Source organism: Pumilibacter muris (genome assembly GCF_943193045.1).
Taxonomy (GTDB): Bacteria; Bacillota; Clostridia; order Christensenellales; family Pumilibacteraceae; genus Pumilibacter; species Pumilibacter muris.
Window position 1 is genome coordinate 119,459 of sequence record NZ_CALPCN010000007.1, and the last position, 23,491, is coordinate 142,949.

The window sequence follows — 23,491 nt, forward strand, 5'->3', positions numbered from 1 at the left end:
CTCTTTCTCCTCTCCGTTTAAAAAATTTTTAATATTCGTAAGCGGGAAAAACCCGTTCCACGACTTTGCGTAAAACCATTACTATCGGAGTGCCCACTAAGGCGCAAAGCACGCCTACCGCCGCTCCCATAGTAAGATTTCCGTTGTTGCGGATTGCCGTTACTATATACAAAGCTATCGTATACGTTTCGCCGTCAGGTCCGCCGTTGGTTATTAACATAGGCTGTAAAAACAGCGTGAATATCACGGGCACGCCCATCATCATGAGAGTTGCGAGCAACGAGCCGATTAGCGGCAACGTTACGCTCCACATTTCTCGAAAGAACGACAACCCGTCGAGCCGCCCCGCCTCTATCATTTCGGTGGGAATACGGCTCATAGCGCCCGATATAAGAACAATATTCGAACCTATGCCCACCCAAATGCAGTACAAAAGCAAAACGGGCATTGCGGTGTGCCTGTCGCCGAGCCATCCGAGCTCGGGAATTTTGCCGCCCAAACCGATTGCGCGCATAATGCTGTCTATTATTCCGATTGAACTGTCGAACATAAAGGTGAACAGCATTGTGAGCACAACTGCCGAAATAATGCTCGGCAAAAAGAATATTACGCGGAACACGTTCGATAGCGGCATTTTTTTGTACATGAAGAACGCCGATAAAAACGCCAGCGGCAAAAGCACGAAATCGTTGAGCACAAAGAACAGTAGCGAATTTCGAATCGCCTTGCCCATAACGCTGCCGGGCGACGTAAACCCGCGAAAGAAGTCTCTGAAATTCCTGAGCCCCACCCACACATATTTTCCGGTATTAAGATTAAACGACTGAAAGGCGAGCGCCACAGTGTCTATATTAGTGTAAACGGTAAACACCAAAAAATGCAGCAAAGGTATTGCTATAAAAGTTGCTATAAACAGCGAACGCCGCCACCGCAAGCTTCGTTTTTTTGTTACTTGTCTTTCCATTGAGTTCCTCACATGCTGTCGGCAACCCAAGACGCCCAATTCTCGTCGGCTTCCACATATTCGGTATTGCAGAATTTGCGCGCGTCGGTCTCTTTGCGCACAAGCGACGAATAAGGCTGCGAACCTATGTATTTTTGCGCGTGCGCTTTAACCCAAAGCGGCGAACGAGAATAGTCGAACAAGCGTTCGGATTCTTCTCTTAAAGTAAGAACATCTTTTACGAACGTAGATAATCCTTCGATTTTGAGCGGCTCGTAGTCGAACGGACGCGGCGAACCCGTTTCGGCCGTGTAAAGCATAAGCATTTCGTCACTGTTCATAAAATTCAAAAACAGTTTGGCGCCCTCTTTGTTAGACGTGCTTTTGGGAATAATGATATAGTCGGGCGCGGTGGAATAGTTCACCTTTATGTAGTTGCCGTTCTCGTCCTTTTTTGCGGTTGCAAGATAAGGCACCCGCATCATTCCCATTTCGAATCCTTCGGGAGCGCTTGCCGCCATTTCGCATTCCATCCAGTTGGCGTTCACAATCATTGCGGCTTTTCCGTTCATAAAGTCCATTTGCGCGGTAATGTGGTCTTTACTCATGCTACCCGCAATTCCGTAACCTTTGTCGATTGCAAAGAAGCGGGAAAACTCGTTGAGAGCCTCGTATTTTCCTTTGGCGGGATGTTTAGTAAGGTTATACACTTCGGGCGATTCGAAGTTGAAAAATTCTTTCACTCCGTCCACACCGCTCGATTGCAACCACCAAGCGGAGCCGATATAATCGAAGTATCCGCCTAATTTTCCGGGATACGCAAACGGCTTGATTCCGTTCCCTTCGGCAAGTATCTTTTGGCAAAGAGTTTCGAGTTCGTCGGTGGTTTCGGGAATGCTCCACCCGTTCTCGCGGAACATTTTAACGTTATAAACTATACCCGTAACGGTATCGTTCCACGGCATTATGTAGTAATGTTGCCCTTCCGCCGACTTGAAATTCGCGTAAGCGCGGTAACTCTCGTCTATCTTTTCGGCGTTGGTTTTGCCGTCGTCTCCATCCGGCTTCATGGCGTAAACGTCGTCGAGCGGTTCGAGCCATCCGCGAGAAGCATAGGTTTCCCATGCCGAATTCAGCGGCATCATTATGTCGGAAAGATTTTTGCCCGTTTCGAGTTTGGTTTGGAGCGAATCGGCAAGCTGCGGGTCGCCGTCGAGCACAACTTTATACTGCGGATACTTTTTAACGAAATTCTTCGAAATCCGAATGAGCCAATTGCGCCCGAGTCCCGCTTCGGTAAACCCTATTTTCAATGTTTGCAGGTTTTCGGCATTCTCGACGTATATGCCGCCGGTGCCGTTGTTTTCAATAACCACGCCGTCCTCAACCTCGCGCGAGCCCGTGCAACCAGCAAGCGAAAACAGCATGATTAAAGCGGTAATCATCAACACAAATCTTTTCATAAGTTTAATCCTCCACAATATTAAGCGGAATAACGAACGCACCGTCGCCCGCCTTTAAGTTCAACGCTATTTTTCCGTTTACCACGCCTAATTCGGTTCTCTCGCCGTTTATATAGCACACAACTTTCGTACAATCGGCAAAAGTAATTTCTACCTTGTCGGTATCCGCCGACTGCGGCAAATCGTAGTTCGCAACCATAAAGCCGTCGCGCCCGTCTCCGTCTTTAAAGCAACCCACAACGGTATCTTTCGTTGCGGCAAGCTTTTTAATGCGCGCGTGAGTGTTGTCGGTTTCGTAGTAATTGAAAGCCGCGTTCTCCCCTCTCGAATTTTCGCTCCCCACTATGTTCATAGCCTTTTGCCAAACGAATTGCTCGTACACATGCTCTAAGGCGTGAATTTCTTCGTTTACTTTTTTAACCAAATCGTATTTCGCGGTCTTTTTGCCGTCGAGCGCGATTATAGCGGGAGTAAAGTTTTCGCCGCCGCCGTATTCGGGCGAGAAGTAACAGAACCACTGCACCGCCTTCGTGCCGTAAGCAAGCGCGGCGTTAGCCTGAATCCTGAAATCGGCTTCGGTGCTCGGCTCTTTGCGGTTGCCGTATCCCATTGCCTGCAAAAACGTCCAAACGTCGGCGTCGCTTGCGTTCTGCGCCATTTGAAAGTTATATAAAAAGGTATCGAGCATTTTACCGCTGTTCAAAAGCGGATATGTGTCGTAACACAGATAATCGAGTCCGATAGAAGTATACTCGGCAAGATACGTTTCGTAGTCTTTGCATTTGAGTTGCGTTTCGGAGTTGGCTTCAACAGGGTAAAGATTAAGATAAAACATTTTGTCGGGCAACACTTGCTTGTAGCGTTTTGCCGCAATCTTCAAAGCGGGAAACTCGTCGAACGTAGGTTCGTCGGTAATCATATTGCCGTAAAACGAATCGTAATCGCTGTATTCCATAACAATGCGTCGCGCCTGACGAACGGCGTCGTCGTCGGTAAGTTTTGTGTTAAGTAGCACGCCGTTAAGACGCTCGTCCCACACAAGTTGTTTTATTCCCACCTTTTCGGCGGTTTCGAGTTGGTGAACGATATGCTCTACCGTAGAGGTACCGAGCGACGCTGTGGCAAGATTAAAGCCCGCTTCCTTTATCCATTGATATTGTTGCAAAAACTCTTCTTCCGTCCACTTTTGCGTGCCTACAATCAAATCGTTCTCATCGAGAAGAGTTTTGTTTTCGGGAATACCTACCCACATTCCTACGGTAAACGGGTTAGTAGCTTCCGCGTTTAAATAGTCGGGCACGGTTTCGGCGAGAACTACGGGCGGCTCGTTTGTTCCGCCCTGATTATCGTTGTCGGCGCCGCCGTTTTCACCGTTTCCGCAACCGCAAAAACATAGCATAAACGACAGTGCCAAAGTTATGATTCCAAAACGTTTTCTCATAAATTTTCCTCCTGAACAAATACATTTTAGTACCCTTTTATTATGAGGTAGGAACGCCGAATTGTCAATATGAAATTTTTCATATACCTTTGTTTTTCTAAGATAATAAAAAACTCTCGAAATTTTTATTCGAGAGCTTTTGCCGCATAAAAAATCCCCTCTTATGTTAGAGGGGATTAAACCGTTTTATTTGTTTTTAAGATTTTTCAGTTCTTCGGTGAGCTTTCTCAGATTTTCTCGCTCGGCGTCGATTAAAGCGGTGAACACTCTGAAATACTCCGAGTCGGTCGCGTCGGGCTTGGTGTTGTTTATTACAGCCGCCAAAAGCGCCGACTGCGAGCGCGCCCGTTTTTGTTCCAACGCCTCTATTTCTCTTTCGCTGTTTGCAATCGCTCTTTTCAAATCACCTTTTTTAGACATGCGCTTAACCTCCCGATTATTCTTTCGCGGTTGCCGCCGCCTCTTTTAAAGGCTCGGCAGTTCCGTCTTGCGCGGCTTCCTGCTCGGCGTTTGCGGACGCCACCGCAGCCGCCGCTTCGGCTATTTCTTCGTCCGAAACAGTGTATTCCTCGTCGGAAAGTTCTTCTTTATCCACCTCGCGTATTTCGAATGTGCGCGTTGTGGAGCTAACCACGCGCTTTATAAGCCCTTTGCGAATAAGCCCCATAGTGCCTTCGTAAGGTATAAAATAATCTTTTTCCTCATAGCCGGGTTGCTTGCCTACCGAAAGTTCTTTCATTATTCCCGCAATCATTTCAACCGCGTATTTTGCGCGGCGCGCACTTTTAATGCGATACATCGTGGGAGTGTCGGCAGAGCTTGCCACGTTAGACACGTCTTCAACGGCATACTTAGTTCCCGCGTATCCGCTCGGCTCTACGGCAAGCATTAGGCAAAGCGTTTTTCCGCGCACAACAAAACGCGCTATCTTCATTCTTCCCATCTGAAAACTTTCGCGGCGCCAGCTTATGCGCGAGCGGACTTTTTTATACGACAACAACTCGTTTTTAACGGTTGTGTACCACTCTTTTGTTTCGTCTTTAAGCTGAATAAGCTTAGCCTCGAAACTGCGGTCGTAACGAACTTTGTCTTGCCCTTCGGTTACGAACACGGTGTCGTCTTCCGCCGCAGCGTCGTCGTCATCGGGCGCGGGTTCGGGCTCCGCTTCGGGTAATGGCGCGGGCGGCGCGGGGCTTGTAGGCTCTCCCGCCGCAACAAAGGGCACTGCGGGCGCGAGAGGCTCTTCTCTCGGCGGCGCCATAATAACCTTAACTACGGGCGCGCGCTTTCTGAGCGCCACAATAAAAACAATACCGAGCACCGTTAGCAACACGATAAAAACGATTAACACCGCCATTAAAATCAAGAGAGCGGTTTTATTACTTAAACACAACAACGTTAACATTGTTTGTACCTCCTTACGGCAAATATAATTACCACTACGGCAAACGCGCACGCTATAACTCCGAGCAAAATATTAAGCATAACCAAAGTTATGTCGAATGCGGGAGTAACGGTAAATTTATACTCTGCTTCAAGCGTTTCGTAACCGTCCACTTCCACGCGGGCAACGAGTATGTATTCGCCTTCCTCAGTGGGCGCGCCGCTCAAAACGGTGCCGTCGAGCTTTTTGTAAATATATTGAATTTCGCCGTATATGGCTTCTCCCGTAGGCAAATTAGGTCCTACTTCCGCCGACCAGTCTTTTATTACGGGCGCGGTAAGCCAACCGTTTTTAGACAGCCACACCGAAAAATCTATATACGCCTTTATAGGCTCGCAATATTTCGCGGTGGCAGTTACAATCATAACGTATTCTCCCGGCTCGTTAGGGAGTTCTTTAACCGCAAGAGAATCGTCGTAGCCTTTCTTTTTATACAGAATTGTCAGTTCGTCGGCACTCGAATACAGCGCGCTCGCAACGGGCTTGCTCGGAGCGTCGCCAAGATACCAACTTTGAATACCGGGCGCATCTTTCCATTCGTTCACGCGGTAGAAAATTTCGAACATAACCTCTTGATTAAGTTCGTCTTGCGGACGGGCGGGATTGCTGACGTGAGCGCGCATTATGTATTTGCCGGGCGCGCTCGGAACAACCTCTCCGAGCTCTTCAACGGTAACGTATTTCCCGTCTTTAAGCTCCACCCTGCGATAAGTGAACTCTTCTATTCCGCGCAAAGCCGCGCCTTGCGGAACGGACGCGGAACTTCCCGCAATCCAACTCTCGATAGACGGAATAGTCACCCAATAGTTGGCGGGCATATCTACGCTACTCAAAAACACTTGAAATTCGAAGCCGTTTTTAAGCCCCGTATAATTGTCTCCGTCCGCTACTTCGGCGGCGAGAACATACCAACCGCCGAGCGCCTCTATAAGTTTGTTTTCATTTTCCGAAACGGTTCCGTCCGACTTATGCAACGCGTCGTAATAAACCTTAGAATCCGCTTTGCTCTTAACGGTGATACGAACGTCGCCGTATTTGCTCGCGGCAACGGGAGTGTTGTTCGCCGCTTTCCACTCGTATTCCGACCAAGTGGCTACGCTCGGCGTGCTAAGCCAACCGTTGGTAGCTTTCGTAACTCTGAACTCCACGTCTGACGTAAATGCGTTGTAGTTAGGCATTGCGCCAACGTTCACTCTCAAAACGTAAGTTGCGGCGTTAAGTTCCGAAAGCTTTTTCGTAAGCGTGCCGTCGGCGTCCGCTATTATGCCGTCTTTATTAAGCTCGATATTTTCAAGTCCCATAACGGCGCTCGTTCCCGAAAGCACCGTAAACGTAACCTTGCCGCCCGTTGCGGGAACAGCCGCGAACAAATTCACCGATTTGTCGTATTCGCGCCACGTCCACCCGACGGCGTGCGGATTTACCGAGAATGTGCGGTTATCCGCTTTCAGAACGGCGAACTTCACGAATTGTTCGGTTATGCCCGAATAGTTCCCCGCAGAGTCGGTGGCAACGCTGAACCCTACCGCATAGTTGCCCGCGTTTACGGGCATAACGGTGCCGTCACCGAACAGTTGCATCGTTTCGGTGCCGCCGCTATTGCTAACCGTATAGTAGCGCACAAGCACGTTGCCGTATGCCGACTGCGCCGACGGCGAGCCGGATTCGGAACCGTAGTTCCAACTTGTTTTAGACATAGACGGACTGCCGCCGTTTATCCACTTATTAACCGCTTGCTTAACGCTAAACGACAGAATTTGTTCATGCCCCGCATAGTTGTTCTGCTGAGCAACAGAGGCGCGCACGGTGTATTCCCCCGCTCCGAGCGACTTGAACACGGCTTTAACTGCGGAGGCTTCCGCCTGAGTTAAGTTGCCGCTCGCGTCGTAGTGCAATTCTATATAAATCGAATCGGATGTTCCCGATTTATCGGTTACGGTTAGCGCCACAACGTTTCCGTGCTGCGGCATGGGAGCGTTCCAACCCAAATCGGAATCGGAAAGCGACGGATTCCAAAACCACGAACTTGCAATGGTCATATTCTGCAACGCATTGGGCGCGCGACGCACAGTAACCGTAAGGGTGTCGTTCAGCCCCGCATAGTTGCCGCTCTCCGGCACCGTAGCAATGAGTGTGTACGTTCCCGCGTCAAGCGATTTCAGTGCTTCGTTTATTTTGTCCGCAGTCAGCCCCGAAGCTCCCGCAACTCCGCTCACCGAAAATTCGGGAGAACCGAATTCAGAGCCGAGCGGAATCCATGACGCGTTCGAGCCGTCCTCAGTCCATTCCCAACCTATGTTTTGAAGGCTTCCGCTCGTCCAGGAATTCGAAGCCTTAGCGATTTCGAAAAACGCGACGTAGCGCAACTCGTTATAGTTCGCGTTGCCGTCTACGGCGGTTACATAGGCATATCTGCCCGCATCGATAGGCGCCGCCGAGAGCGGGTCGCCTTCGGTAACGTAAGCGTTTTGAGCAACGCTCCAAACCGACTTATAGTATTGCCTCGAAACGTTTTGCCCCGTCCAAGTATAAAGCGGAGAACCGTCGGACGGCGAAGGCGTTGCCGTACCGTTATAAGTCAAATCTTCAACCGACGGCAAAGCGGAATCGAGCCAAGCGTTATTCGCCTTGCGCACGTTGAACTTAATCGTTTCGCTAAGCCCCGTATAGTTCACTTCGTCGCCGTTTTTATCTTCGTTTACCTTAACCGAAAGAGTGTGTTCTCCCGCGTTTAATTTTGCAAGCTCGGCGTTCAATTCGGTGGCGGCAAGCGGTTTTCCGTCAAGCTCAAAGTTCGGCGTACCGTAGGCGGACTGCGGAGCCGTTACGCTAACCGAATCGCCGAAAGTCCAATCTTCGAGCAAAGGCGCCGCAATCCAACTGTTCGAAGCGGTTTTAACCTCGAACTGCACCACCGATTCCACCTTAGAGTAGTTGTTTTCCACACCTTCGGTAAGAACGTGTAAATAGTAGCTACCCGCGCCCAAAACTTTCATTTTGTCGGTTACGGTATCAACGTCGGTAATATTTTCGAACTCGGCGCCGGAGAGCACGCCGTCTTGATACGACTTATAAACTCCGTATTTAACCGAATTTCCGTGAGCGGCTTGCCCCGCGACAAAGTTCGCTTCCGAGCCGAAGCCGTTATACGTCCAACTTATAACGATAGGCGTTTGAGTCCAACTGTTCGCCGCAACCGTAATTTCGAACGGAATCAAATCGAGCGAAAGGTCGGCGGCAAAATCGTGGTTTAAAAGGTCCTCCACATAATTCAAGCCGTAGTAGCAATCGGTGTCGGCTACCGAAGCGAGAAGATAATAACGCCCCGCGCTCAAACCGTTGAGCGCCTGTTTAACGGCTCCGTTCACTTTGCCGCCCGCAAGCGCAAAGCCCGCAAGATTTTGCCCCGCCAAAACTTTGTCGGAGTTTAGCACGGTGAAAAGAACTTTGCCGTCGAGCGTTTCGCCCGCGCCCAAAACGGGATACAGCGGAGTTGCGGTAAGCAAATTGCTGTTTTCGTCGTAAGATCTCCATGCCCACCGAATAACGTTAGGCGAAGAAGTCCAACGGTTTGCAGCTTTACCAACTCTAATTCTGTTGTAAAGATTCGAATCGGTGGAGAAAGATTTAACGTTTCCTTTTTCGTCGGCGCTCACCCAACTGCCCAAATAGTATTCTCCGGGCGTAAGCGAATTGAGCTTTTCAGCCACCCATTCGGGCACGCGTCCGTCGGCTTCGAGCATAAAACGGTTTCCGTGTCCGTCGAAGTCAAGCCAGTTAAAGCCGCCGTCGGAGTTTTTTGAGCCTATGCCGAACTGAGTTTCGGCGGAATACTGCAATAAAGCCGACACTGTGTTTACACCGCGATTAAAACCGTTATAAGTCCAGTCCGAAATTTGAGGAGATGACAGCCATCGGTTTTCCGCCTGACCGATTTTAAACGGCAACGTGGCGATTTCGTTTTTCTCTCCGCTCAACGTCACACCTTGCGGAACTTCGCTCCAACGCGAAAGCACGCCGTCGGTAAGCGTAACGGTAACAGTGTAATCGCCCGCATCGGTATAGTTTTCGCTTTCGTTGAGCGAATAAACGTAGTATTGATTATACGGAACGTCAGGCGAAATTCTGCCGCCGTTATATGTAACGCTCGAAAGTACGGGAACCGAAATTTCACGGTATATAACGGTTGCAAAACGGTAGTCGCGTCTGCTTACGTCGTCGGCTCCGCCGAGCGAACGGTAATTTGCCGCCGACAGCGAATAATACACTGTGTATTCGTTTACCTCGCGCGGCGCGAACACGCCGCCCGCCGCCATTTCGGACGCGGTATAATAGCGGCTGCTTTGCATTCTGTCAAGATTATACGCAAGCGACAGCGACGAATAATAGCCGTCGTATTTCTGAGCGCCCCACACAGTGTTCTCGCCTTTTCTCAACGGGTGCATATCCGTTTGCAACAACGAGTTTATTGAATCGAACGAGTCGTGCAAAAACAACTCGCCGTTATACGCTTGCTCGAACAGCTTTCCTTTAAGCGCCTCGTTGAGCGGCGCATACAGCGCCTCTTCCATCTGTTTCGGCGAAACCGACAGCGTGAAACGTTGATTTATTTCCGAATATGCGCCTACGGCGTCGGCGTGAATGGAAACCGAATACGTTCCCGCAGGCATAGACGGATTTATATATTCCTTAAAATCCGAAGCGGGCGCGTCGGTTACAATAGGAGTGTCGCCGTAAGCAAGCGTAAACGTTATATTTCCGTTGCCCGCTCCCTCCACTGTGAACGCGAGCGCGGGAGAATGAACGGTAACAGTCGTGTCGCCGTATGTCCAGCCGCTCACCGTCTTGCCGTCTTTCTCGGCAATAGAGAAACTCGGAGCGCCGTATTCCTCGCCCTCTTTGTCGTTGTTTGTGAGCCAGTTCGACTGATTCACTATGTACCAACATTTAGACAGTGTCACAACTGTGTTGTTGTCGCTCAAACTAATTCCGCTTATTCCGCGCAAAACAAAATCTTCGGTAGTTGTGCTGTTTAAAACGAAACGATAATTCAAATTTTCGGTTACAAGAGTAAAACTTGTGTAATACTGCCCCGATTCGCTTTTATCCACATGATTGCCGAATTCTCTAACGGTAAAATGCCGCGACGTTGTGGGAATGTCTATATTAAACACTCTGCCGCCGTCCACACGCACATAAGAATTAGTAACGTTTTTCGATTCGAGCGGCTCGGTGTCTTTCGAGCTCAGATACCACCCGTCGGAATACTTATACAGCGGAGTGTTGTCGCCTTCGAGCTGTGCCGCCGCGCCTTTAACCGTCCAAACAAGTATTCCCGTCTCGTTTAAATTTATTTCGGCTTGACGCACCGTTACCGTAGTTTCATACTTTTTCGCGTTCTCGGCAGTCCACACGCCCCACTTTTCGGCAAGCTGAGCGCGCACCGTATATTTCCCTGCAACCGAAACGGACACCGGCCATTCGCTTTGAGGAGGAGTAGAGTTCGAAGGGTCGGCATACCCCGTAAGCTCGCCCGTGTAGTCCTCGCCGAAATCGGCGGCGTCGGTAAAAGAAACGTCGAGCGACGGCGAATATTCGTATTCGCGCGGCGCAATGTTAGGCGCTCCGAGTTTTCGAGAATACAGCCTGACTTTCTCAACTCCATTAACGTTAAGCGCTTCGCCCACATACTTTACGTCGGCAACCGACGCATAGTCGTTTTGCGTGTACCATACGGTCGATTCGTTGCCCGTTATATTGGGAAACGCCACCGACTTATAAACGTCTAAAAAAGTTCCGTCGGAGTTTTGCACGGTATCCGACCACGTTCCGTCGTGATTCTCGGTGCAGTTATAGCCGTAATTTCCGAAAAGTCTGTAACCGAAAATTTCAGTAACGGTATTATCTCCGTCCTGCACAACGGTTTCAATAGGCACACGGTAAGTAAACGAAATACTTGTCGACAAATCCACGTTTCTGTCTGTCGATAAATAAACGTTTTTGCGCTCTATTTCTTTATCGTATACCGCCTTGTTTTCAAAAATTACCCTTCTCGAAAAATTCGCTTGCGGCGCGCCCCAAGACGAGCAAGCGTCGAAAGCGTAGTCGCCTATGTGCAAAGCAGCGTTCGGGTCGGTTTTGCGCAAATAGTAATGCTGAGTTACGCCGTGATTGCTACCCTTAAACGCAAGCTCGCCTATGTGCGTAACGGTTTCGGCAATATCGGCGTTGCGAACGTGCGAATTGTAAAACGCCCTGTCGCCGATTACTTTCACCGCTTCGGGTATAAACACCTGACGCGCCATAAAAGCGTCGCGGCACGCATACACGCCTATGTCGTAAGAAGTGACCTTTCCCGTTAAATTATTTTTAACCTTTTTACCTTCGTCGTTAAGATAGTCCCACGCAACCGTTTCGCGCGCCGCCGACAAATCGATTTCGTTGGGAAAAACGTAGCGCGTTACGCAGTTTTTATCTTCGAGCCCCGCAAGCCCCACAAAATACCATTTGTTTATCTCATAGTTCTTATTCGCGCCGCTTATTGTGGCAAGTCTTTGCTCGCACAAATTATTAAGCGAAAATGCCAAACTGTTGTCTCCGTCGTTCGTCAAATACAAATACGAACGCGTTTTCACCGCGTCTATATTCGGAGTCACGTCGGGAAATTCGGCGTTGAATTTGGCGACGTCGTAATAAATATTCATTGCGTAAGGAAAATACGACGACACCGACGTTGTATCGGTTATTAAAGCCACGTTGGCGTTGAATTCCACGTCGCACAAGCTGTGAGTTTCCTCAAAAGCGTCGGAGGCAATGCTCGTCACCGAAGTGGGAACGGATATGTGGCACAAGTTCGAGCAACTCGCAAAAGCCCTTGCGCCGAGCGACACAACGCCTTCGGGAACGATAATATCGCGGAGCTGAGAACAACCTTCGAACGCCGACGCGCCTATTGTAAAGTTCTTTTTAGGCAATCTGCAAAAACGCATATTATTGCAGTCTTTAAAGCCGACGTCAATGCTCGTAAGCGCGCTTTCGTCTTGAAACCATACGCCCACGAGAGTTTCCACAATCGCGCCGTTCGAGCTGAAAGCAATGCCGCTTTCCTCCGCTGACTTAGCCTCAACTTTTTTAACGCTGTTCGGAACTATCAAAACGGATTTAATGGTGGTGTTGGTCCAATTAGACTTCCACCCTTTTAAAACGCCGTTCGCGTCTATTTTCAAAAGCTCGTCGGCGTTGTAATCGTAGCCGTTGGCTTTGCCGCCCGGTCCTATTGTGGCTACAATTCCGTGCCGCTCTATAAGTTCGTCGAGAGTTACGGGTTGAGCCGAAACGGTTGACGCGTTTGCAGAACGCTCCGAAAAAAAGCCGGTGCAAACAATACCGCTCGCGCACAGCATAAGGGCAACGGCTAAAACCACAAACAATTTTTTCTTCGATACGGACATTTATCCACACCTTCTTTGAAGCGTTACGTTCGCTCCGACAAAAAAATAAGCCGCAAAAAATTTTCGGCTAAAACATGTAGGCTAAATATATATATATTAAGTGTGTTATTATGATAATCCCCCCCCCGAATTTTGTCAAGTATTTTGTTGCAAATTTTACAATTTGCGTGTTCGTTTTGTGAATTTCGCCTAAATTCGCATAGTTTTTTCGTAAAACAAAAACACGCTCCCCGAAAAACTCGGAAAACTCACACACGGTTTATAATTGCCGTGCGTAAAAAATTCGGAGTTATCCACAACCGTTAGAGAGTTAGCGCAGTATTAAATACCCAAAATACGCGCGGCGTTGCCGCCCATTATCTTATTAAAAACCGCTTTGTCCTCTATTCTCGCTTTCATCATTTCCACGTCGTGCGTTTGGCTTTGCCACGGGCTGTCGGTGCCGAACAAAATTTTATCGTTATCGTGCTCGCTCAAAAATCTTTTAAGTTGCTCTTTTGTAAGCCACCCGAAACCGTAAGATGTATCAACGAAAACATCTTTGCCGCAAACGTATTCGAAAACCTCGTTCCACATATCTTGCCCGCCGAGATGCGCGCCCACAACCGTAGCGCCGCGAAAGTCGTGCGCAACGCGCGCGAACGCCTTAGGGATGCAGTTGTATTTTGCACGCGGGTCGAGGTCGTGCCCGCAATGAAAGAGCATAATAAAACCGAATTCGGCAACTTTTTCGTAAAGCGGATACATTCGCCTGTCGTCAACCTCGAAATCCTGAAAATCGGGATGAAATTTTATGCCGAGTATGCCGTTAGCTTTAAGTCTTGCAAGCTCCGAAACAACGTTTTCGCTATCGGGGTGAATCGAACCGAACGCAATAATTTTTTCGTCGGCGTTCGCCTCTATCGCAAAATTGTTCACGTTTTCGGTTTGCTTCGGATTAGTGGCTATATTCAGCACCACCGAGCGGTGTATTCCGGCGCGGTCCATAGACTCTTTAAGCGCGCTTAAAGTGCCGTTCAAGCAAGGCGGATAAACTGAAATTCGCGTAAGATTTTCCATTGCGCGCGGCGCCAGAAAATCGGGAAAACAATGTGTATGGAAATCGACTGTCATAACCCGTATTGTAAACCTTAAAAGCAATATTGTCAAATGTTATAGGCAGCCCGCTATTATGTTGACTGTTTTTATAGAATATGATATAATAGATAAGTATTTTCATTTTCGGAGGTTTGGCAAATTATGGCTGTTACCGCGCTTGTCGGCGCACAGTGGGGCGACGAAGGAAAAGGCAAAATAATCGATATTTTAGCGGAAAAGTCCGACATGGTTGTTCGTGCGCAAGGCGGCAACAACGCGGGGCACACCGTTGTTGCAAACGGCATAACGTATAAACTGCGGTTGATTCCGAGCGGCATACTGTATAAAAACACGGTGTGCGTTATAGGCAACGGAGTTGTTGTTGACCCTGCGGTTATTTTAAGCGAGATGGCGGACTTAACGTCGAAAGGCATAGACGTGTCGCGTCTTAAAATAGACGCTCGCGCGCATGTGATATTCCCGTATCATATAGCGCTCGACGAACTCGGCGAAAAGGCGCGCGGCGCGGGCGACATAGGAACCACTAAACGCGGCATAGGGCCTTGCTATATGGATAAGGCGGAGCGCATAGGTATTCGCATGTGCGACCTTATAAACCCCGAAGTTTTCAAACAAAAATTAGAGCGCAACGTAAAATTCAAAAACGAAATTATAACCAAAATTTACGGCGGCGAACCCGTTTCTTTCGAAAAAATACTGTCGGACTACAACGGCTACGCGGCAAAACTCGCCCCTCACGTTTGCGACACTTCGGTGCTTGTTTACGACGCCGTTAAAAGCGGCAAAAACGTTCTTATGGAAGGCGCGCAAGGAGCGCTTCTCGACCTTGACGTTGGCACCTATCCGTATGTTACGAGCTCGCACCCCATATCGGGCGGCTTCTGCGTTGGCGCGGGCATAGGACCTACGCTTATAAAAGATTGCATCGGCATAGCCAAAGCGTATACCACTCGCGTGGGCAAAGGTCCTTTCCCTACCGAACTCGACGACGAAATAGGCGAACGAATCCGCAACGTGGGCGCGGAATTCGGAACGGTTACGGGGCGCCCTCGCAGATGCGGTTGGCTCGACGCAGTTATTCTTCGTTTCGCGGTGCGCGTTAACGGACTTACGGGTATTGCGTTAAATAAGCTCGACACTTTAACGGGGCTTGAAAAACTCAAAGTTTGCGTCTCCTACACCAAAAACGGCAAAACTCTTAAAGACTTTCCTTCCGACATTTCGGAATTAGAGGGTTGCGAGCCTGTGTATGAAGAATTCGACGGTTGGACGGAAGATATATCGGCGGCGAAGAGCATTAAAGATTTGCCTAAAAACGCGGTAGCTTACTTGCGCGCGGTAGAAAAATTCGTTGACTGCAAGATAAAAATGGTGGGCGTAGGTCCCGACAGAACGCAAAACTTTGAAATATAAAAGTGCATTTTAGCCGCAAATTTTCACATCGACATTGAGGTTAGCGGTTAAAAACAAAAATTCAATACGCTAAACCACTTAAAAAAGGAATACGCTTTAAAACGTATTCCTTTTTCAATATCAAACAAAATTTATTTTTCTGCTCTCTCTTTTGCCGCACCTATAAACGCCGTTATTAGCGGATGGGGATTATCGGGGCGCGACTTAAATTCGGGACGGTACACTACGCCGACATAAAACGGATGTCCCGGAAGTTCGTAAGCCTCGTAAAGTTTACCTGCGGTTCCTTTAACCGAGAACACAAGCCCTTCTTTTTCGAGTTCGCGCTGAAAAGCGGGATTAAATTCGTATTTATGACGGTGGCGCTCCGAAATTATGTCTGTGCCGTAAATTTTATGAAGCAACGTGTTCTTTTTAACAGACGCGGGTTCGGCTCCGCACCTAAATCGCGGCGCTTCGAACGGCGAATACACAACGGGATAAGCCGTTTTCTTATCGAACTCGGTGCTGTTGGCTTTTTCCATGCCGCATTTTCTTGCAAACTCAACAAGCCCCGCCTGCGCTCCCATGCCGAGCATAAGCGCGGGTATGCCGTTTTCGCGGGCGAAACGCGCAGCGTTAACTTTTCCTTCGAAACCGCGTTCGCCGAATCCTGCGGGAATAACTATGCCGCTCAGCGATTGAAGTCTTGAAACAGCGGCGGGCGTAACTTTTTCGCTCGGAATCCAAACAATTTCCACGCAAGTATCCATAGCAATGCCGCTGTGGTCGAGAGCTTCGGTAAGCGACACATAGGCGTCGTGCAACTCAACGTATTTGCCCACAAGCCCTATGCGCAATTTGTTCTCGCTCGAATGAACGCGTTGCGCTTTCTCGCAAAATTCGCGCCACGAGTCAAGGTCGGGCTCGCGCTCTTCAAGACGCAATTTTCGCGCGGCAACGCGGGCAAGCCCTTCTTCTTCGAGAGCGAGCGGCACTGTGAAAATATTGTCGGTGGTAAGATTTTGAATAATGCAATCGTGGTCAACGTTGCAAAAAAGTCCGAGTTTTCGCTTACTGTCGGCGCCTATCGGATAATCGGAACGGCAAACAATAACGTCGGGTTGAATACCCACGTTTTGCAATTCCTTAACGCTGTGTTGAGTGGGCTTGGTTTTTTGTTCGCCGCTCATTTCTATATACGGCACAAGCGTAACGTGGATATACAGCACGTTGCCCTTGCCCGCTTCCACTTTAAACTGCCTGATAGCTTCCAAAAACGGATGACACTCTATGTCGCCCACAGTGCCGCCTATTTCGGTTATAACAATGTCGCTGTCGGGCGTATCGAGCGAATAAATGCGCTCTTTAATTTCGTTCGTGATGTGCGGAACAACTTGCACGGTGCTTCCGTTATAATAGCCGGTGCGCTCTTTGGCAATAACCGACGCATAAATCTGCCCGCTCGTAACGTCATTTTTAATACCCAAGTTTTCGCCGAGCAAACGCTCGTAATGCCCAACCACCAAATCAACTTCGCCGCCGTCTTCGGTAACGTATACTTCGCCGTGTTGGTAAGGGCTCAAATTAGAAGTGTCCACGTTAAAATACGGGTCGAATTTTTGAAGCGTAACCCTGTATCCTCTCGCTTTGAGCAAACGCGCCAAACTCGCCGCAGTCACCCCTTTGCCGAGTCCAGACACAACGCCGCCCGTAACGAAAATAAATTTCGCCATTTTTTCCATAGCCTCCTTAATCGGTAAATGTATCTTTAAGCTTTTATCACGGTAAAACCCGTTTCTTTCAGCTTTTTTCCGTTGTAGTTTATTATTTCGCATAAACGGTCGAAAATGCTTTTCGCCGTAGCTTTGTCGCCTATTATGCGGCTGTTTCCGAGTTCGGTGTTGTCGGAATGAGCGTAAAAGTTCCGCTTTTCAAAATACTCGCAATATAAAGCGCTCATAACTTCGGAATAAACGATTCCGTTTTTGCGGCGATAGCACTGCTTTAAAACGTGCTTTCCGCTGTCTTCCTTTTCGTATGCCTGCCCTATCATTTTAACGGATATCGACTTTGCCTGTTGCAAATCGAAAATAAATCTTTCAAGCCCCCGATAAGGCGGCACAAGCAAAACGGAATAATCGCTTAGGCGCACTTCGCTATTGCCTATGTCTATCATGCCTATTCCCAAGTCTATTTTCGACTGCTCGGAAAGTAAGTCGAACGCGTCGGGCAAAAGCTTTTTCAAGCTGCGCTGAACCGCGCTCATGCGCATTTGCTCGCCCGTAAGCTCCATGTGCGACCCAACCGCTTCCGAAAAGCCCGAACCGCTGCTTAAAATAACTTGCACTTCTCCGAAAAGATTACTCCGCTTGCCCTGAAGCTGAACGGTTTGCTTGCCCGTTGTGTACCGCAACAAGCACTTTTGCTTAGTGTTACGTTCCGATATTGCGTAGGTAACAATTTCTTTTCCGGAGTCGCCCGTAACGCTAACGCCTTTCAGCGCGCGTATACGTTTTAAAATTCCGTCCAGCCTTTGCCGAGAGCACTTTTTAATAGAATAACCGTTTTTATATTCGGGCGTCTCCGTTTGCTGAACAGCGGGCTGTGCGGGCGACGTTTTTTCGGGCGCGCTCTCTTTTTTCATGGTTTTCGAGCTCGCTTTTTTTTGCGGTTTTAATATCGCGTTTTCAACTGATTTTTTCGCGGATTTTTGCGCGGGCTTTTCCGCCGTTTTCCGACGTTCACTTTTAGGCGACGCGGATTGCCGTTTTTCTTTGCTCTCGCGCTTGTTTTCCGCGCTTTCGGCTATCGGCAAATCGGCAACGCTCTTATAGTCGGCGGCAATACCCGACGCCGCAACAGCTAAATCCAACAGCTCGCGCTTTGCCGTGAAAGAAAATATTTGCGCTTTCGTATCGTACACAATGCCGAGCTTGCCGAACGGATGCGCAAAATTATAGCGCTCGAAATGGCAATTATCCGACACGGGAAAAAAGGATTTTAAAGAATATCCGTTCGCCGCTTTAAGAGCCTCAACGCACTTTTCTTTTTTATCTGCCGTAACTGAATCGAAACGCTTGTTTTCCTTTTCTTCCGACACTTCTCGTCTCCTTTACTCGGTAACCGCGAATAGCTGACTACAAATATAAAAGCGGCAAAAATATCGCCGCTTTTAATTTTTTACTCGCCCAAACGCACTGAGTTTTTATTTGCTTTTAACCTTGCGGAATCTTACGAAGTAGAGAATTACGCCCGCAATCAACAGCACGCCAACAATAATAAGAATGGTGCTTATTATCTTAGTGGAAACGGGGTTGTTCACCTTTGCCGCGCTCACGTTGATTGTGTAAGACGTTACCGACGAGTTGCCGACTTTGTCGTACACAACGTATTCAACTGTGTAGTTGCCCGTTTTGGTGAACGTATAACCTTTGTTGGTATCGTCCATTGTTTTGTCGCGGTAGGTGTCGCCTCTGCCGTCTACGGTGTACACCGCAGTGCCGTCGGGAGCTTTAAGAGTCTTTTGATAGCGTATGCTGCTCTTAACGTCGCTCTTAAGGTCTTCTTCGCTCGTTACGGTTACGGCGCTGAACTTGAACACGCTGTTTTCGGTTGCGCGAGCTGCGGGTTCCGAAACGGTGAACGTGGGAGCCACAACGTCGCCCGCCTTAATCGTGTAAGACTGCGTCATCTTTTGGCTGTCGCCGTAAGAAGCGGTATAGGTCACGGTGTAAGAACCGTCTTTCTTAGCCTTAAATTCATATTTGCCGTTGCGGAGAACAACGTTGCCGTTTTCGTATTCGGCGTCCAAATCTTTGTTAGCGTCGTCTTTCACAACATCCAACGCTTTGCTGTCGGGGTCGGTTACCGAAACTTCTATTTTAGCGTTCGCGTATTGCGACGAAGCCACAACTGCGGGAAGCTCTACCTTAGCGTTTTTCGCTTTGTAGGTGGGCATCTTACCCATTACCTGCCAAACGGGCGTTGCGCTCTCGCTAATTGCAACGGTATACGAAGGAACCTTGCTAAGCGGAGTTATATCGCTCGAACCGGTTTTGTAATAGCCGTCGGTGAAAGTGAACGAACCTGCATTGTAAGCGGTGAACAAAGAACTCATAAGGCTGAATTTGCCTTTGCCTTCTATTTTGCGCACTACATACAATTTATCGGGGGCTATATCCTCAGGCTTGGAAACGTTCTTATTGCGAAGCAGATACGAAGTGTAAACGTTGCCCGTAGTGCCCACGTCGAGAGCGGCACCTATGTTACCCGAATCGTCGCTCTTGCCGTCGGTTTTGTAATCAACCTTAATGGTTTTGCTAAGCCCTACAACGTTGAACACTCGGAAATACATGGATATATTGTCGCTCTTAGGCGGAGCTACGGTAATATTCTGAACATGCAAGTTAGTTCCGTCGTAGAAAGTTTCAAGCGAAACGTCGCCCGTGTTCCAAACTTTGCCGTCTACCGTAAAGCTGATTTCGAAGCCTACGAACTCACGAATAGAGCTATCAACCGCAAAAGTAATATCGCCTAAGGGATTGTCTACGCCCTGTTTGAGTACCCATTCTTGTTCGGGACCCGTTTCGCTTTCTTTAACTCCGAAAGTTTCTTCCAACGCCGTAGTATCAATTTCGGGAAGATTCGTAAACTCAGTAGCCGAAGAATTTATAATTTTTATAGGCTTATTCTTGCTCGCATCGGCGTTGTAGTTTGTTTGACGGTATTTGTTTCCCGCGTCGTCGGTGGCGTCAACAGTGTAGTAACATTCTACGTTCGCCTCGAACACAAGCGTTTCGTTTTTAGTTGCATCGAACTTGTTTTCCAACGTAATCGTGGGCTTGTTGTCGGTATTAAGTTTAAGCTTAACGGTATCGCCGCCATTTACGGGAATAGACTTGCTTCCTTCCGCATCGGGAGCGCCTGCCCAAAGTCTGTATTCGACAACGGGACGGGTGTCGGTTTCGTCGGTTATTACCGGAGTGGGAAGAGTGAACTCTTCTTCGTCGGCAGTGAAAAGGAAGTAATCGTCGCCGAAGCTAAGTTCGCGAATCGACGGAGCCGTAGTATCGTTGAAATTTTCTTCAAGAACAATATCGTAGGTTTTGGTGGTGATATTGTTCACGGAATCGCGCGCTTGATAGCTTACGGTATACGTTCCCGTATAGCTTGTTCCTTCGCCTTCCACTTTTTCGATACTATTTTTGTAAACTCCAAAGTCGAAGTTCTTTAAGCCTTCCTTAGTAAATTCAAGCTTTTCGCCGTCTTTCGCGCCGTATATACCGCTGCTCTGCTTGCTCGCGTTGTAGCTGTATTTGGCGTTGTCGCCCGGTGTTCCGTCTTCGTTTTGGTCGTAAATGTTTTCGAAACGAACAACGGTTTTGTTGTTTACCGTGTCTTTGATTTCGAACACAACGGTTATGTTTTCTTTATCGAAGTTGTCAACGTAATTCGGATACGGGAACGTAATTTTCGTATCAACCGATTCCGTTTCGTTAGAAGTTGTTCCCTCTTTTTTCTTGGTTACGTTAATTCCCCATTTGGTGGGTATTTTCTCGTCTTCGATTTCTTTAAGAACGGGAGCGGTTCTATCTACCGCTTCGGTCTCGTAGTTATGAATTGTGGAAGGGGTTTTGTTGTTGGGATTATCGTCTACAGCCGTGTAAGTTATTTTATATTTGCCCTTTTGGGTGGGATAAAAGCTGAGGTTGTAGTCGTTTTCGAACAACACGTCTTCCGTAAGAGTTTCAACGGCGTACTTATCTTCGCCGAGTTTAACGCGCTTAACGGGATTGCCGTCGGGCGCTATAACCGTTACCAACACTTTAACGTTGCTGTCGTAGTTGTCGGTTGCGGTAGCCTTAGGAAGAGTGATTTTTGTGTTAAGGCTAATTTCTTTGGGAATGTTCACAACGTTCAAAGTGGGAACGGTGGAATCGTTGAAATGAGCCTGCACTTTAACGGTATAATCTTTAAAAAGATATTTGTTTCCGCCTTTAACGGTGCAGTAATAGTGCACGGTATAAGTTCCGGGTTTTTTAATCACAACTTCGGAATCGGTTGCTGCGGAGCCGTTTTGCACGGAAACGACGTCGGTACTATTGACGTTTTCGCCGTCGATTTCCCATTTAACTTCCATATCGTCCACTTTAATATACTCGTAGTCGGAAGCGGAATCGTCGGTTTTCGCCCAAACGGCGGCATTGGGCACGGTAAGCGTTTCGCCCGCCTGCATATAGGTGGCGATATCCGCGCCGTTGTGAGCAACGCGCAATTCGTAGTCTTTATCGAGAACGCAAGGCACAACATAGCTGTAACCTTCGCCGTAATACACCGTGTAAGCACCTATTTCTTTGGGAGTGAACGTTGCAAGCGACGTGATTTCCTCTCCGCTCGGAGCAACTACTTTGGTAGCTCCGCTGAATTTGTCGGTTTCTTTCCCGTAAGACAATTTTTTAACGAACGTCACATTCGAACTCTGAAAGCCGTTATCTACTCCCAAAGCGAATGCGCCGATAGTGGTTGTCCCCATCAGCATGGCAACGGATAATATAACCGTAAGTAATGCCATCCAAATGCCTTTGCGTTTCTTCATCAATCGAAATCTCCTATGGTGTAGTGGAATTTTTAATGCTAACAGCACAATTATATAATAAGATAATTGCATTTGTCAAACAAAATATGCGAATTTTGGCAAACAATTAACATTTAATGCAAAGTTCGCGCCGTTTTCACAAATCGCAACCGCTTGGCTTTAATGCAAAGTTATTATTTTAACAAAATCTTTTTTTTATGCAACCGTAAGCCCCTCTTTCGGGCTTTAATCGCAAGCCTTTTTTAAGCTGTGTATTTAAACGTTACAAACAACGTATAAAACTGTCTATACTGCGAACGGGCGCAAGCTTTTCTATTTTGGAAAGCGCTTCGGTTACGGCTTTTTCGCTCGCCGTATGAGTTAAAAACTCTATGCTCGCGTGCTCGCCCACGCTTCCCTTTTGCAAAATAGTGCCGATTGACACCCCGTAGTCGCCGAGAATTTTCGCCACCGACGCCAAAACGCCCGCGCGGTCGCACGCCGTGAGCGAAATATAATACTTGGAACTGAAATCGGTTGCGAGTTCTATTCCCGCGTCGGCTTTGTTGCTTATGCCGAAATCTGTGTAATCGTGAGTTTTGCGTTTCGCGCAAAAAATCACGTCCGACACTATGGCGCTTCCCGTAGGTCTTGCGCCCGCCCCCCTGCCGTACAGCATAATGTCGTCTACATAATCGCCGGTGAGAAGCACCGCGTTAAACGAGCCGCGCACTCCCGCGAGCGGGTGGTCCTGCGGCACAAAAGTGGGATGCACTCTCGCTTCCACACGGTTTCCGTCGCGCCTGCCTATTGCGAGCAGTTTTATAACGTACCCCAACTCTTTCGCGCTCTTTATATCTTCGGCGGTTATGCGGCTAATCCCCTCGCGGTAAACGCTTTCGTAAGGAATAGACGTATGAAACGCGAGCGAAGAAAGTATACTGAGCTTGTACATAGCGTCGTAGCCGTCAACGTCCGCCGACGGATTAAATTCCGCATAACCGAGTTGTTGAGCCTCGCGAAGAGCGTTTTCGTAGCTTATTCCGTCTTCTGTCATTTTGGTTAATATATAGTTGGTGGTGCCGTTTATTATTCCGTAGAGTTCGCAAACGCGGTTGGCTTGCATACTTTCGGTAAGCGTGCGGATAACGGGAACGCCGCCCACGCAACTCGCCTCGAAATACAGCCCCGCCCCGTGCGCTTTCGCAACAGGTTCGAGTTCGTACCAACATTTGCTTATAAGTTCTTTGTTTGCGGTTACAACGCTTTTCCCGCTTTCGAGAGCTTTTATTATAAACGTTTTCGCAGGCTCAACGCCGCCCATCGTTTCTATAACTATATCGATTTCTTTATCGGCGGCAATATCGTCTATACTTTCGCAAAACGCTTCGGCGGGAACGCCCTTTCCGAGCACTCTTTCGCGGTCGCGGTCGAGCACGCGCCTAACGCGCACGTCCACGCCTTGCGTGCGTTTGATATGCTCGTGATTTTCGGTTAAAATGTCGTAGGTGCCGCCGCCCACAGTGCCGAGTCCCATTATTGCCACGTTTACTTTTCTCATATTTATATCCTTTAACGTTTTGTATATGTTTATATTGTAAAGATTGCCGCTCCGCTCGCGTTACCATATAACACAGTGCCGTTGCAAGGAGCCGACAGACTACGCGGCAATCACCCGTTGC

General features: G+C 48.4%; 12 protein-coding genes. 1 reads left to right on the forward strand and 11 read right to left on the reverse strand.

Annotation, left to right across the window (positions count from 1 at the left end; translation table 11 throughout):
- Positions 1 to 28: 28 nt before the first annotated feature.
- From NFR62_RS08710 to NFR62_RS08740, 7 genes are all read right to left on the reverse strand, one after another.
- A complete protein-coding gene (locus NFR62_RS08710) occupies positions 29 to 964 on the reverse strand; it encodes a carbohydrate ABC transporter permease (protein WP_251617505.1) in 936 nt (311 codons plus the stop codon).
- A gap of 8 nt (positions 965 to 972) precedes the next feature.
- Positions 973 to 2,406 (reverse strand): ABC transporter substrate-binding protein, encoded by a 1,434-nt coding sequence (locus NFR62_RS08715; RefSeq protein WP_251617506.1) that lies wholly within the window; start codon positions 2,404 to 2,406, stop codon positions 973 to 975.
- Positions 2,407 to 2,410: 4 nt separating this feature from the next.
- A complete protein-coding gene (locus NFR62_RS08720; RefSeq protein WP_251617508.1) occupies positions 2,411 to 3,847 on the reverse strand; it encodes a hypothetical protein in 1,437 nt (478 codons plus the stop codon).
- 186 nt (positions 3,848 to 4,033) lie between these two features.
- On the reverse strand, positions 4,034 to 4,267 hold the full coding sequence (locus NFR62_RS08725; RefSeq protein ID WP_251617510.1) for a hypothetical protein: 234 nt from the start codon (positions 4,265 to 4,267) through the stop codon (positions 4,034 to 4,036).
- Between the two features lie 16 nt (positions 4,268 to 4,283).
- Entirely contained in the window at positions 4,284 to 5,252 is a 969-nt protein-coding gene (locus NFR62_RS08730; RefSeq protein WP_251617512.1) for a hypothetical protein, read from the reverse strand.
- A complete protein-coding gene (locus tag NFR62_RS08735; RefSeq protein ID WP_251617515.1) occupies positions 5,246 to 12,742 on the reverse strand; it encodes a leucine-rich repeat domain-containing protein in 7,497 nt (2,498 codons plus the stop codon). The genes NFR62_RS08730 and NFR62_RS08735 overlap by 7 nt, the downstream gene beginning before the upstream one ends.
- A 321-nt stretch (positions 12,743 to 13,063) precedes the next feature.
- The gene (locus tag NFR62_RS08740; protein WP_251617517.1) at positions 13,064 to 13,801 is read right to left on the reverse strand and encodes an amidohydrolase family protein; all 738 of its coding nucleotides are present in this window, start codon (positions 13,799 to 13,801) and stop codon (positions 13,064 to 13,066) included.
- A 180-nt stretch (positions 13,802 to 13,981) separates the two neighbouring features.
- Here NFR62_RS08740 and NFR62_RS08745 point away from each other — a divergent pair, with 180 nt between their 5' ends.
- Positions 13,982 to 15,253: an adenylosuccinate synthase gene (locus NFR62_RS08745; protein WP_251617519.1), complete on the forward strand. Its 1,272-nt coding sequence runs from the start codon at positions 13,982 to 13,984 to the stop codon at positions 15,251 to 15,253.
- Between the two features lie 131 nt (positions 15,254 to 15,384).
- On the opposite strand, the gene NFR62_RS08750 is transcribed toward NFR62_RS08745, so the two are convergent.
- The 4 genes from NFR62_RS08750 to NFR62_RS08765 form a co-directional block, all read right to left on the reverse strand.
- Positions 15,385 to 16,968 carry a CTP synthase gene (locus NFR62_RS08750; protein ID WP_251617521.1) on the reverse strand — a complete coding sequence of 528 codons (1,584 nt, stop codon included), beginning with the start codon at positions 16,966 to 16,968 and terminating at the stop codon, positions 15,385 to 15,387.
- Between the two features lie 35 nt (positions 16,969 to 17,003).
- Positions 17,004 to 18,335, reverse strand: a complete 1,332-nt coding sequence (locus NFR62_RS08755) for a hypothetical protein (RefSeq protein ID WP_251617522.1) — start codon at positions 18,333 to 18,335, stop codon at positions 17,004 to 17,006.
- Positions 18,336 to 18,440: 105 nt separating this feature from the next.
- Complete coding sequence (locus NFR62_RS08760) at positions 18,441 to 21,830, reverse strand: COG1361 family protein (RefSeq protein WP_251617524.1); 3,390 nt, start codon at positions 21,828 to 21,830, stop codon at positions 18,441 to 18,443.
- Between the two features lie 262 nt (positions 21,831 to 22,092).
- Entirely contained in the window at positions 22,093 to 23,370 is a 1,278-nt protein-coding gene (locus tag NFR62_RS08765) for a homoserine dehydrogenase (protein ID WP_251617526.1), read from the reverse strand.
- Positions 23,371 to 23,491: the final 121 nt, after the last annotated feature.

Bases quoted from the DNA above. Each gene is read 5' to 3' on its own strand.
- NFR62_RS08760 (WP_251617524.1), bottom strand. From the start codon at position 21,830: ATGAAGAAACGCAAAGGCATTTGGATGGCATTACTTACGGTTATATTA.
- NFR62_RS08735 (WP_251617515.1), bottom strand. From the start codon at position 12,742: ATGTCCGTATCGAAGAAAAAATTGTTTGTGGTTTTAGCCGTTGCCCTT.
- NFR62_RS08710 (WP_251617505.1), bottom strand. From the start codon at position 964: ATGGAAAGACAAGTAACAAAAAAACGAAGCTTGCGGTGGCGGCGTTCG.
- NFR62_RS08720 (WP_251617508.1), bottom strand. From the start codon at position 3,847: ATGAGAAAACGTTTTGGAATCATAACTTTGGCACTGTCGTTTATGCTA.
- NFR62_RS08730 (WP_251617512.1), bottom strand. From the start codon at position 5,252: ATGTTAACGTTGTTGTGTTTAAGTAATAAAACCGCTCTCTTGATTTTA.
- NFR62_RS08715 (WP_251617506.1), bottom strand. From the start codon at position 2,406: ATGAAAAGATTTGTGTTGATGATTACCGCTTTAATCATGCTGTTTTCG.
- NFR62_RS08725 (WP_251617510.1), bottom strand. From the start codon at position 4,267: ATGTCTAAAAAAGGTGATTTGAAAAGAGCGATTGCAAACAGCGAAAGA.
- NFR62_RS08750 (WP_251617521.1), bottom strand. From the start codon at position 16,968: ATGGCGAAATTTATTTTCGTTACGGGCGGCGTTGTGTCTGGACTCGGC.
- NFR62_RS08740 (WP_251617517.1), bottom strand. From the start codon at position 13,801: ATGGAAAATCTTACGCGAATTTCAGTTTATCCGCCTTGCTTGAACGGC.
- NFR62_RS08745 (WP_251617519.1), top strand. From the start codon at position 13,982: ATGGCTGTTACCGCGCTTGTCGGCGCACAGTGGGGCGACGAAGGAAAA.
- NFR62_RS08765 (WP_251617526.1), bottom strand. From the start codon at position 23,370: ATGAGAAAAGTAAACGTGGCAATAATGGGACTCGGCACTGTGGGCGGC.